The sequence below is a fragment of the Bartonella sp. AP150HLJHH genome (genome assembly GCF_042196385.1).
Lineage (GTDB): Bacteria > Pseudomonadota > Alphaproteobacteria > Rhizobiales > Rhizobiaceae > Bartonella.
The window spans coordinates 16,425-28,876 of record NZ_JBHIQC010000004.1 but is presented as its reverse complement, the minus strand read 5'-3'; the positions used below and the strand labels follow the sequence as shown (position 1 = coordinate 28,876).

Below are 12,452 nucleotides of genomic sequence, written 5' to 3'. Positions count from 1 at the left end.
ATAATTTTTAATTGAATAATTCTTCAACATGAAAACGCATACGATCTATAATATTCTTTTTCTTGTTTGGAAGCATTATATTATGTACTTCTTTAATGGTATTATAAAGCTTAGGTGCACTTTTTACAAACCAATTATCTTCTGTAAGACTATTTTTTATATCGTCAAATATTTGTTTTTCATAACTATAAGAGCCATCTGTTAGTAATTCTTTAATATCCCTGACTAAACTAGGACTTATTGAATTATTTGCGCCTTTAGCCCAACTAAAATCTTTATCTTTCCAATCAAAATCTTTGCGCAAAATAGCGCCTATATCACTTTGCAATATATCCGCTAACGTATTGCAAGCAATAATAAATATGAGATAATTTTTCATTATCTCATCATCACCTCCACTTTTCTCATTCATTCCCCATTCATTAAACGTTTGAGTTTTTTTTTAAATAATCTTTTGCTTTAATCAACTTTTCTTCATACTCCCCTACTTCATACTCTCTCGCTATATGTATTCTAGAGATAATTTTTTGTTTTTTTTCAGCTAGATCCTGTAATTTCGAACCAAGATTATAATATTCATCCTTCAGAGTTTTCAGTTTTTTATATAACTTATTCCGTTCCTGTAAACGCTCATAGTATTCTGCTTTAGAAATATTTTTTTCCCAAATATCCAAATGAGATATACTTTCTTCAATAAATTGTATGCTCTCTTTAATATTCTTTCTTTTGTTTTTTAAATGTTGGTATTGTTCATCAGAAGATAACTCAGCATAAGCGTTTTTTACGCCATGTATTAAAGTGAGTAACAAAAAAACGATAGTTAGACACTTTTGTAATGAAGAAAGCATGCTATCTTTACCTAAATTCTTTCTAAAAAATTTACAGGAGCTTATTAGCTTATTATATTGAAAGTGCTATTTATTGCAGTTAAACCGTCTAATCTATTTCCTTCATTGTATCAATACGTATATAATAAAAACCAAATAAATATATAATGGCTCTTTATTATAAACTTAAATTTTATTCTTATACAAAATCAATAACTGTTTGTTTTTATAGAATTATTTTGTAAAAATGAGTAACAATTCTAAAATAATAAAGATATTTTTAAACAGAATGTTGTTCTGCCATTTCGACAAGCTGTGTCATAATATTCGCTGCTCCAACAAGCCTTTCATCCGCTGTGGACCAATCACGAATAAGAGCAATACTTTGATCTGGTCGGATTTTTGCCATTGAACCTTGTTTCCCAACCCACTGAACAAGAGCAACACTATTTGCGAAATAGTTATTACGAAACTGTATAACAATCCCTTTTGGTCCTGTATCTAATTTTTCTACATGCGCTTTTCGACACAATGTTTTGATATAAAAGACTTTAAGAAGGTGTTGAACCTCAATGGGTAAAGGACCAAAGCGATCAATTAACTCCGCTGCAAATTCATCAATTTGTTCTAAATCATCAAGTTCTGTTAAACGACGATAAAGTCCCATACGTAATGATAAGTCAGGCACGAAACTCTCTGGTATCATCACTGTTGTACCAAGTGAAATTTGAGGAGACCATTGCTTATCTTCATTTAGCTCTCCATCTTTTAATTCAGCAACAGCTTCTTCAAGCATTTTTTGATAGAGTTCAAATCCAACTTCTTTGATATGCCCCGACTGCTCTTCACCTAAAAAATTGCCTGAACCGCGGATATCCATGTCATGGCTTGCCAATTGAAACCCAGCCCCTAAGGTATCAAGAGATTGTAAAACTTTAAGACGGCGATCGGCAGCAGCTGTTAAAACTTTACCAGAAGGAAATGTAAAGAGAGCATAAGCACGTTGTTTTGAACGCCCTACCCTACCACGTAACTGATAAAGGGCAGAAAGGCCAAACATCTCAGCGCGATGCACAATTAATGTATTGGCTGCTGGAATATCAAGACCAGATTCAATAATGGTTGTTGAGAGCAGCACATCATATTGTCCATCATAAAATGCATTCATGATATCATCAAGTTGTCCAGCCGGCATTTGTCCATGAGCCACAACGAATTTCAGTTCTGGCACATGTGTTTTGAGATATTCTTCTACAAAAGCTAAATCTGAAATACGAGGACAAACATAGAAACTTTGTCCACCACGATAATATTCTCGAAGCAGGGTCTCTCGTATAACAAGTGCATCAAAGGGTGAAATAAAAGTACGAACCGCCATTCTATCAATGGGGGGGGTTGTTATCAATGAAAGTTCACGTACACCCGATAAAGCTAGCCCTAAAGTGCGTGGTATGGGAGTTGCTGAAAGTGTGAGAACATGAATATCACTTTTAAGCTCTTTTAAACGCTCTTTGTGTTTGACACCAAAATGCTGTTCCTCATCAATGATAAGAAGGCCTAACCGTAAAAAATTAACTGCACCACTTAATAATGCATGGGTTCCAATGACAATATCGATTGTACCATCTGAAACACCTTTTTTTACTCGTGCAAGTTCTTTCGCTTTTACAAGCCTCGAAGCATGTCCAATTTTAACCGGTAATCCTTGAAAACGCGAAATAAATGTTTTGTAATGTTGACGTGAAAGCAAAGTTGTCGGTACAACAACAGCAACCTGATATCCATTTAATGCTGCAACAAAAGCACTTCGAATGGCTACTTCAGTTTTTCCAAAACCAACATCACCGCATATCAAGCGATCCATCGGCTTGCCTGAGGCTAGATCGTCCAAAACAGCATCAATTGCATTCATTTGATCTTCCGTTTCTTCATAGGGAAAGCAAGCAACAAACTCATCAAATGGTCCAATTGGTGGAAGTAAAGCAGGCGCAGCACGAGTCATACGCTCTGCAGCTATACGGATTAATTGCCCTGCCATTTCCAATAAATGTTTTTTAAGCCGAGCTTTACGTGCTTGCCAAGCAACACCTCCTAATTTATCTAACGTTACCTCTGTTCCTTCTGAGCCATAACGTGAGAGAAGCTCAATATTTTCAACAGGTAAAAAGAGGAGATCACCTCCAGCATATTTAATTTCAAGGCAATCTCGTAAAATTCCAGTGGTTGTGATGGTTTTAAGACCAACAAATTGGCCAATACCGTGGTCGATATGCACAACAATATCACCAGAATTTAAAGCAGAAATTTCAGAAATAAAATTTGTATTATTCTTACGCCGCTTTGGTGATCTGATGAAGCGATCACCTAGGATATCCTGCTCTGCTATAATAGCTAAATCTTCAGCCTCAAAACCATGTTCTATCATGATAACGGCTGCTAATATATGATCTCGTGGTGTTGCTTTGACAGTTTGCAAGGATTTTACAACATCTATTTTTTTTAATCCATGCTCGTCGAGAACTTGTACTAAACGATTCAGAGATCCTTCACTCCAACACGCTAAAAGTACTTTTTTGCCCGCAGCGCGTAAAGATGCGATGTGATCAATAACACTTGAAAAAACATTTTTTTCCTGCGCATTACGCTCTTTTACAAAATCATATCCCTGTTTAACATGTGCGTGAATAACAGTTTGTTCCAAACTTTGTGGAATATTAAAAGGCGAAAAATCAATACGCTGTGAAGATTGTTGCACACATTCTAAAACACGCTCTGGCGTTAAATAGAGAAGACTAGGGTCTATTGGATGATAAGAAGTAGAATTTTCTTTATCATTTTCGCGCTCTTTGCGCGCGTTATAATAGTCTTCAATAAGGCGATAGCGCTCAATGAAAACTTCTTCTATAAGATGCTCAAAAACAAGCGGTAGGTTGCCACAATGGTCAAAAAAAGTGTCAAGCTCTTCATAAAAAAATGGAAGCCAATGTTCCATACCGGCAAAACGCCGACCTTGAGCAATTGCTTCATAAAGCATGTTATTTTTTTGTAATACACCAAATGTACGGGTATAATTGCTTTTAAATCGGCTGATGCGTTCTGGTGTAAGAACAACCTCACTCATTGCCTGTAATAAAAGTTCAGTTTTTTGACGTGTTGTCCTTTGACTTTCTGGATCAAATACGCGGATGCTTTCTAGGGTATCTCCAAAAAAATCAAGGCGTAAAGGTTCAACATCCATAGGAGAAAAGATATCAAGTATTCCTCCTCTTACAGCAAACTCACCAACATCACGGACAACCGTAACGCGTTCAAAACCGTTGGTTTCTAAGAATTGAATTAGATTTCCCATGTTATTGCGTTGGCCAACATGTAAGTGAATAAGCTGAGCTTCTATCATTTCACGAGGAGGCAACTTTTGCATAATTGCATTTGCTGTAGTTAATATAATTGCAGGATGTGGGTTTTGACGTAAATTTGCTATGCGTGCCAAAGCTGATAGTCGACGGGACATGACAGCAATTCCTGGTGATACGCGATCATAAGGCAAACAATCCCATGCAGGAAATTGAAGTACGGGCAAATTGGGTTCAATAAAATTTAAAACTTGTTGTAAATGCGCAATTTTTGTTCCGTCATGAACAACATAGATGAGCGGTTTGCCTTGTCCAATTTCTGAACTTAACTTAGCAAGCGCAAAGGCTTCAAATCCATCAGTAACGCCATCAAAAATCATACGAACAGGACTATTTTTTGGAATAATAATTTTTTTAAATATAGGCATTTGAATCAATAACTTAAGCAAAAACGATAATTAGCAATATCACGAAAAAGTGGACTATCAACTTCAGAGGGGGGGGAAATTTCTCCAGTCATCCATGTGAGTAAATCACGGTCGTCAAAAGACATAATATACTCAAGCTCAGAGAGCGTTTTATCATTCATCTCAGTGATATGAGCATCAACATAATGCCCAAAAATGAGATCCATTTCACGAATACCGCGATGCCATGCACGAAAAATCAACCGGCGACGACGCGCATCCAATTGATTTTTGTCAACGACAAAAACTGTCATAAAAAATCTCCTTGAATAAAGTAATATAAACTATTCAATTAGTCGTATAAAATTTGTACCTTGCTTTAAGGAAGTTCTATAATCTTTTGTTCTTTAAGTGTAATTCGACGATGCATTTGCTTAGCCAAAGCGTAATTATGTGTTGCAATAAGAGCAGAAAGACCAGACTGACGAACAAGGATAGATAAAGCTTGAAAAACATAAGCTGAAGTTACGGGATCAAGATTTCCTGTAGGTTCATCAGCCAAAAGAACTGAAGGGCCATTTGCGACTGCACGTGCAATAGCAACACGTTGTTGTTCTCCTCCCGATAACTCTGAGGGACGATGGTTCGCACGATGAGAAATACGCAGATACGTTAATAATTTGCGCGCACGATCTTCTGCTATGGATTTTTTTAATCCTGCTATCATTTGCGGTATCATAACATTTTCTAACGCCGTAAACTCTGGAAGTAAATGATGAAATTGATAAACAAAACCAATATCATTTCGTCTTATAGCTGTTCGCTCACTATCAGAACGCTTTGCACAAGAAACACCTCGTAACATCACATCACCAGCGGTTGGTTTTTCTAATAATCCAGCAATATGAAGAAGTGTTGATTTTCCAGCACCAGATGGTGCAACAAGTGCAACAAGCTCTCCACGATTAAGAGTAAAATTCGCTTTATCTAAAACAATGAGCGGCTTATGACCCTCGAAAAAGCGTCTTTCAATCTCTACAAGCTCTAAAATAGCTGTCATTATTCATACCTCAAAGCTTGTACGGGATCTAGCTTAGCAGCACGCCATGCCGGAATGAGAGCAGCAAGAAATGACAAGAATAAAGCCATCACAGCAACCAAGACGGTCTGTTTCCACTCAATTTGTGCAGGCAATTTTGTTAAAAAATAAAGTTGAGGATTAAAAACGTCGACATTAAATAACCAAGAGATAAAGTCTTGGATATGATTAATATTCGCGGTCGCGATAACACCTAAAATTAAGCCCAATATCGTTCCAATAAAACCAATCATCATTCCTGTAATGATAAATATACGCAAAATCGCACTTTGTTGAGCACCCATCGTGCGTAAAATTGCAATATCATGACTTTTATCTTTTACAAGCATAATCAGTCCTGAAATAATATTTAAAGCAGCAACAAGAACGATCAGAGAAAGAATGAAAAACATAACATTTCGTTCAATCTGTAAAGCTGAAAAAAAAGCCTGATTACGTGTACGCCAATCAATTAAATAAACCTGTTGATCAACTGCTTTTTCTACAACGGGTTTTATTTGATCAACTGCATCAGGATCATTTAAAAATAACTCTAAAGACTGAACCTTATCGCCTAAATTAAAAAACATTTGTGCTTCATGAAGAGGCATAAAGACAAATATTGAATCGTATTCAGACATACCAACTTCAAAAATAGCAACGACTTTATAAGCTTTCACTCGTGGCGTAACGCCAAAAGGAGTCTCATCACCATCTGGAGTAATGATACGAATATCTCTTCCAACTGTTAATCCTAATTTTTCTGCTAAGCCACTTCCAATTGCAACACCTTCTTCTTGATCAAACCGAGAAATCGATCCTAATTTAATATTTTGAGAGACTGTTTTAAGCTTATCTAGATCTTGTTTGCGCATACCACGAACTAACGCGCCAGAGCCACCTTGAACTTCACCTTGAACAAGTGCTTGACCTTCAATAACAGGCAAAGCAAACTTCACGCCATTTGTAGTTTCTAAAGAAGAAATAAGAGTCTTATAATCAGCAAAACCAGAATCAACTGTTTGAATAATAAGATGCCCATTCATACCAAGAATACGATTGAGAAGTTCTGTACGAAAGCCATTCATCACCGCCATAACAACGACCAGAGCAAATACGCCCAACATAATCCCAATAAGAGAAATAATTGAAATAACAGAGGCAACGACATGTTTTTTATTGGGAATCATATAACGAAAAGCGATCATCCACTCATAAGATGAAAAACCTTTATTTTTCAGCCTCTTCATAACATTTCCTATTAAATTATAGAAAGTTGGCTGAGCACATCTTCAACCTTTAGAGATTTTTTTATTCCTGTTTTTCGATCTTTAATTTCAACTTCATTTTGTGCAATGCTGTTAGGACCAACAATAATTTGCGTTGGCAAACCAATCAAATCCATTGTTGCAAATTTTGATCCAGGGCGTTCATTTCTATCATCTAATAACGGATCAAAACCAACCTTCTTTAATCCCTGATAGAGAAACTCACATGCCTGTGTGCATTTTTCATCATCGGGCTTCATATTGATAATCCCAAAATCAAACGGTGCCATCGACTTGGGCCAAATAATACCATTTTCATCATGAGAAGCCTCAATAGCGGCCGCAACAAGACGCGAAGGTCCAATACCATAAGATCCCATAGAGACCACATGCTCTTTTCCATCTTGTCCCATAACTTTTGCTCCCATTGGAGCAGAATATTTAGTACCAAAGTGGAAAATATGCCCTACTTCAATACCACGCGCTGAAAGACGATTATGATCAGAAACTTTAGCCCACTCCTCTTCATTATGCATTTCTTCCGTTGCTGCATAAAAAGATGTCCATTGCTTAACAATATCATCTAAAACAGCTTTATCACTAAAATCGATTGAACTATCAGGAATGGTAAGTTCAAGAAATTGTTTATCACAGAAGATAACACTCTCTCCTGTTTCAGCCAAAATGATAAATTCATGACTGAGTTCCCCCCCTATTGGACCTGTATCTGCACGCATAGGAATTGCTTTTAAGCCAAGGCGAGAAAAAGTGCGTAAATAAGCAACAAACATACGATTATAAGATGTTTCAGAGCCTTCATAATCAAGATCAAAAGAATAAGCATCTTTCATTAAAAATTCTCGTGCTCGCATCACACCAAAACGTGGACGAATTTCATCACGAAATTTCCATTGAATATGATATAAATTAAGCGGAAGATCTTTATAAGAACGAACATAAGAGCGAAAAATATCTGTTACCATCTCTTCATTGGTTGGACCGTAAAGTAAATCACGCTTTTGACGATCTTTAATGCGGAGCATTTCCAAACCATAATCATCATAACGACCGCTTTCACGCCAAAGATCAGCAGACTGAATTGTAGGCATCAATATTTCTATTGCACCCGCACGTTCTTGCTCTTCACGAATAATTTTACAAACTTTATCAAGCACTTTTTTTCCCAAAGGAAGCCAAGAATAAATCCCTGATGTTTGTTGTCGAATCATTCCAGCGCGCAACATGAAGCGATGAGAAACAATTTCTGCTTCTTTAGGATTCTCTTTTAAAAGTGGAAGGAAATATTGAGAAAGACGCATTGAAATAATTAACTCCTAATCAGATATATCATATCGGAACAATTTATCACACCCTCTATTCATCTATAGCCGCATTCTGAATACTTGCAAATATAACGATCTTATCATTTAAAAATTTATTGTGCTTTATTCTCTATTTTTCTTATTTAGCAATAAAATAAAAATGCTCTTCTCTTTTTTAATAACGTAATAGAAAAGTTCTTTTATTTTGACCGATGTAAAAAAACTGTACAGATAGGTTTTTTTTGCCAAATTTCATGAACAGCCGCTCTTACTGCACGTCGTGTTGCCTCTCGAATAAGTTCATTATTTTTCTGTTTCATGCGTGGGATATTATAAACTGTGTTTTCTACGATATCTAAAAGAATATCTTTTAGACTTTCCCCCTTTCCATTACTTTCAGGTAACCCGAATGTTGTTAGACCTATATCCCCTAATAATTCATGCTTACTATTTATATGGAGAGAAATAGTAACATGACCAGCATAACTTAGTTTACGGCGTTCACGAATCCCTAATTCATCTTCATCTCCAATTAAGCAACCATCCTTATAGATGCGGCCAACAGGAACTTGATCAATAACTTCTACAGGCTCTGGTGCAAGACGTAACATATAGCCATTTCTGATATCCATAACAGTTTTAATACCCGCTTGACGTGCTAAAATTGCCTGAGCTTTAAGATGCATTGCTTCCCCATGTACAGGGACAAGTATTTGTGGCTTTATCCAATCATACATCTGTAAAAGTTCTGAACGACGGGGATGACCTGAAACATGAACAAGTGCATCTTCATTCGTAATAATTTTAATACCCAAATCAATGAAACGATTTTGTACCTCAATAATCGCTTTTTCGTTTCCTGGAATACTTCGTGATGAATAAATAACGGTATCACCAGCGGAAAGTGCAATATTTTTCATTCCATCACGTGACAGTTTAGCCAAAGCAGCACATGGCTCACCTTGGCTCCCTGTGACAATTAAAACAAGATCTTTTCGCGAGATGTAGCCATAATCATCTTCCGTTACAAATGGTGCTAAATCATTCATATAACCAAGCTCTTGTGCAACCATAATACTTCGCTTAAGGGAACGCCCAATGACAAGCACCTTACGTCCAGCAGCTTCAGCTGCAAGAGCAATAGAACGTATCCGACCAATATTAGAAGAAAAAGTTGCTATCGCAACGCGCCCTTCAGCTTTAGAAATAATCTCTGAAAGACTGGCTTGAACTTGCTGTTCTGAAGGAGAGATACCATCCCGACATGCATTTGTGGAATCACAAAGTAATGCTAAAATACCTTTTTTGCCTAAAGCACGAAATCTTTTTTCATCGGTTACAGCCCCGAGTGAAGGGGTATGATCAATTTTCCAATCACCAGTATGAATCACAGTCCCTAAAGACGTTGTAATTGCCAAAGAGACAGATTCTGGTATTGAATGGTTAACGGCTATAGCCTCTACAGCAAAGGAACCTACCTGAAAACAATCACCAGCTTGAAAAATATTGAGTAAAATTTTTTGAGATTCAAAATCTAATTGTTTTTTAGTTTCCAATAATCCTGCCGTAAAAGGCGTACAGTAAATCGGCACTTGTAACTTTGGACATAAATCAAGAACGGCCCCATAATGATCTTCATGTGCATGTGTTAAAACAAGACCCCGTATATTGTGTTTTTCACTTTCTAGAAAACGAATATCAGGCAAAACAAGATCGACACTTGGTAATTCAGAACCAGCAAAACTAATCCCCATATCAACCAGCAGCCATTCACGAAGATATTGGGGACCAAATCCGTAAGCAGCTAAATTCATCCCTATCTCACCTACACCTCCCAGAGGTAAAAAAACAAATTCACATCTATTGGCTGCAACCATAAACATCTCCCAAATCATTAAGGTATTTGATGATAAAATAATTTTTCAATAACGGCCTGCATTAGACAGAATCAGCCAAACCAAAATGAACATCCCCAGCTGTTATAATTGCTGTCTGACCGTCTTTTTGCTTTATGATGCAGTTAAAATCACTATCAAGACCATCAAAAATACCCTCAATGACTTTTTCATCATTCACCACTTTGACATATTTCCCAAGATGAGCGGAGTATAAAAGCCATTTTTTTCGGATTATTTCACATCCTTTTGGTTGTTTCCAAAGAAGGTAATTTTTAGAAAAACACTCCGTCAAAACCGTAAATAATTGTTCTGCATCAATATGCAAACCGATATTCTTTAAGCTTGAAGTGGAATAGGGCGCATCTTCATAATTATATTTCACATTTATTCCAATACCAATAACCAAGGCATATTGTTGTGATGACAATTTTAAAATCTCAAGCAAAACTCCAGAGCTTTTTTCTCCTCTGAGCAAAATATCGTTTGGCCATTTTAAGCTCACAATATTGTTTGTCTGCTTTTCCTCTTTTATCAATTGTTTTATTGCCTCTGCCACACTTACTCCAGCAACAAAACCAAGTTGAGCCGCAGTTTGATGAACAATATCATCAATTAATAAAAGACTAGAATAAAGGTTCCCTTTTGGACTAGACCAAGTCCTCCCTCTTCTTGCTCTTCCCTGTGATTGTTCTTGTGCAACAATCCAAAGATTACCTTGATGACCAGTTTGCGCTTTTCGTTGCGCAATGAGATTTGTTGAATCAACACTATCGTACGCTTCAACAGTGTATCCCTGTTTTTGTGCAAAATCTGATAAAGTATAAACCATATTCATTAAAACAATGCTGTTGCTGCTTTTTCTGCTAGCTCAGCGAACCAAACTCCAAAAAGCGCGTAAAATAAAATAAAGAATACAGAAAGACCAAGACAAAATTGAAGCTCTTTCGATAAAGCAACAAAATGCGCTTGTGCATCATCAAACCACATAATTTTAATGACTCGCAAATAGTAAAAAGCCCCAACGACAGACGCTATCATCCCAACGACAGCAAGTGGCGTAAGTCCAGCGTGGACAGCAGCAGAAAAGGTATACCACTTTCCAAAAAAACCAGCCATAGGTGGTATACTGGCTAAAGAGAAAAGCTGTATTGTCATCACAACAGCCATAAACGGATTCGTCTTTGCTAACCCTGAAAGATCATAAATATTTTCAACATTTCCATTCTGAGAGCGCATTCCAAGAATAAAGGCAAATGAACCAAGCGTCATTCCAAGATAAATAGTCATATAAAGGATAACACTTTTTATCCCAAGCATATCTCCAGCAGATAAACCAACAAGTGCATAACCCATATGACTGATCGACGAATAAGCCATTAAGCGCTTAATATTATTCTGACCGATTGCAGCAAAAGCACCCAGTATCATTGATGCAATCGCCATGAACACCAAAATTTGTTGCCATGCAGGCATCACGTTATCAACACGCCCTAGGGGAATAAAGGTCACCACAATAATACGGATGATTAAAGCCATTGCAGCAACTTTAGGGGCACCAGCAAAAAATGCTGTAATCGGTGTGGGCGCTCCTTCATAAACATCAGGTGTCCACATATGAAACGGAACAGCAGAAATTTTGAAAGCCAAACCAGCTAAAATAAAGACAATTCCAAAAATGACCCCCAATTGTACATTTTTGCCTTTTAAAGCAAGAGCAATTTCGTGAAAACCAATTTGACCGGTAAAACCATAAAGCAAAGAAATACCATAAAGAAGCAAACCTGAAGATAATGCTCCTAAAACAAAGTATTTTATACCGGCTTCAGAAGATTTTACATTATTACGATTAATCGCTGCTAAAACATATAAAGCTAAAGATTGCAGCTCTAACCCCATATAAAGCGACAGCATATTACCCGCTGAAATCATAAACATCATTCCAAGGGTTGCTAAAAGAACAAGTACTGGAAACTCAAATATATTAAACTTTTGTGCATTGGCAAAACCAACAGACATGATAAGAGAAAAGAGTGCACCAATAAGCATTAAAATTTTCATATAACGACTAAAGGAATCGATAACGAGCGCATTGGTTTGAAATGAACCATTTTTCGGAAAAATTATAAGAATAATAATGGTTGCCACAAGAATTGCTATGGCTAAACCTGTCACTGTTAAAGAAGCACGTGTATTGGAATAAACACCAATCATAAGCAGCACGACAGCTCCTAATGCAATTAAAAGCTCTGGAAGAATTAAGACTAATTGCGCTATTATTTCAGTTTGCATGTGCATTCTT

At 36.8% G+C, this 12,452-nt stretch carries 9 protein-coding genes and 1 pseudogene; all 10 read right to left on the bottom strand.

The window, feature by feature from the left end; all coding sequences use genetic code 11:
• Positions 1–7: 7 nt before the first annotated feature.
• Positions 8–412 carry a hypothetical protein gene (locus ACFING_RS03040; RefSeq protein WP_375629803.1) on the bottom strand — a complete coding sequence of 135 codons (405 nt, stop codon included), beginning with the start codon at positions 410–412 and terminating at the stop codon, positions 8–10.
• A gap of 10 nt (positions 413–422) precedes the next feature.
• Entirely contained in the window at positions 423–848 is a 426-nt protein-coding gene (locus ACFING_RS03035; RefSeq protein WP_375629800.1) for a hypothetical protein, read from the bottom strand.
• Between the two features lie 259 nt (positions 849–1,107).
• Complete coding sequence (gene mfd / locus ACFING_RS03030) at positions 1,108–4,608, bottom strand: transcription-repair coupling factor (RefSeq protein WP_375629797.1); 3,501 nt, start codon at positions 4,606–4,608, stop codon at positions 1,108–1,110.
• Between the two features lie 5 nt (positions 4,609–4,613).
• Positions 4,614–4,901, bottom strand: coding sequence for a succinate dehydrogenase assembly factor 2 (locus tag ACFING_RS03025; protein ID WP_375629793.1), 288 nt, complete (start codon positions 4,899–4,901; stop codon positions 4,614–4,616).
• 65 nt (positions 4,902–4,966) lie between these two features.
• On the bottom strand, positions 4,967–5,647 hold the full coding sequence (locus ACFING_RS03020; RefSeq protein ID WP_375611886.1) for an ABC transporter ATP-binding protein: 681 nt from the start codon (positions 5,645–5,647) through the stop codon (positions 4,967–4,969).
• The gene (locus ACFING_RS03015; RefSeq protein ID WP_375623263.1) at positions 5,647–6,915 is read right to left on the bottom strand and encodes a lipoprotein-releasing ABC transporter permease subunit; all 1,269 of its coding nucleotides are present in this window, start codon (positions 6,913–6,915) and stop codon (positions 5,647–5,649) included. Before ACFING_RS03015 ends, ACFING_RS03020 begins: the two co-directional genes overlap by 1 nt.
• 11 nt (positions 6,916–6,926) lie before the next feature.
• Positions 6,927–8,252 (bottom strand): proline--tRNA ligase, encoded by a 1,326-nt coding sequence (proS, locus tag ACFING_RS03010; protein WP_375629789.1) that lies wholly within the window; start codon positions 8,250–8,252, stop codon positions 6,927–6,929.
• A gap of 203 nt (positions 8,253–8,455) precedes the next feature.
• Complete coding sequence (locus ACFING_RS03005) at positions 8,456–10,132, bottom strand: ribonuclease J (protein ID WP_375629786.1); 1,677 nt, start codon at positions 10,130–10,132, stop codon at positions 8,456–8,458.
• A 45-nt stretch (positions 10,133–10,177) separates the two neighbouring features.
• Positions 10,178–10,988, bottom strand: a pseudogene (locus ACFING_RS03000) (biotin--[acetyl-CoA-carboxylase] ligase).
• Positions 10,988–12,442, bottom strand: coding sequence for an NADH-quinone oxidoreductase subunit NuoN (nuoN, locus tag ACFING_RS02995; protein WP_375621227.1), 1,455 nt, complete (start codon positions 12,440–12,442; stop codon positions 10,988–10,990). The pseudogene ACFING_RS03000 and the gene nuoN overlap by 1 nt, the downstream one beginning before the upstream one ends.
• Positions 12,443–12,452 lie beyond the last annotated feature (10 nt).

What these genes read in the sequence shown, in the direction of transcription:
- proS (WP_375629789.1), bottom strand. Translation starts at nt 8,252, where the DNA reads ATGCGTCTTTCTCAATATTTCCTTCCACTTTTAAAAGAGAATCCTAAA.
- mfd (WP_375629797.1), bottom strand. Translation starts at nt 4,608, where the DNA reads ATGCCTATATTTAAAAAAATTATTATTCCAAAAAATAGTCCTGTTCGT.
- ACFING_RS03005 (WP_375629786.1), bottom strand. Translation starts at nt 10,132, where the DNA reads ATGGTTGCAGCCAATAGATGTGAATTTGTTTTTTTACCTCTGGGAGGT.
- nuoN (WP_375621227.1), bottom strand. Translation starts at nt 12,442, where the DNA reads ATGCAAACTGAAATAATAGCGCAATTAGTCTTAATTCTTCCAGAGCTT.
- ACFING_RS03015 (WP_375623263.1), bottom strand. Translation starts at nt 6,915, where the DNA reads ATGAAGAGGCTGAAAAATAAAGGTTTTTCATCTTATGAGTGGATGATC.
- ACFING_RS03035 (WP_375629800.1), bottom strand. Translation starts at nt 848, where the DNA reads ATGCTTTCTTCATTACAAAAGTGTCTAACTATCGTTTTTTTGTTACTC.
- ACFING_RS03025 (WP_375629793.1), bottom strand. Translation starts at nt 4,901, where the DNA reads ATGACAGTTTTTGTCGTTGACAAAAATCAATTGGATGCGCGTCGTCGC.
- ACFING_RS03020 (WP_375611886.1), bottom strand. Translation starts at nt 5,647, where the DNA reads ATGACAGCTATTTTAGAGCTTGTAGAGATTGAAAGACGCTTTTTCGAG.
- ACFING_RS03040 (WP_375629803.1), bottom strand. Translation starts at nt 412, where the DNA reads ATGAATGAGAAAAGTGGAGGTGATGATGAGATAATGAAAAATTATCTC.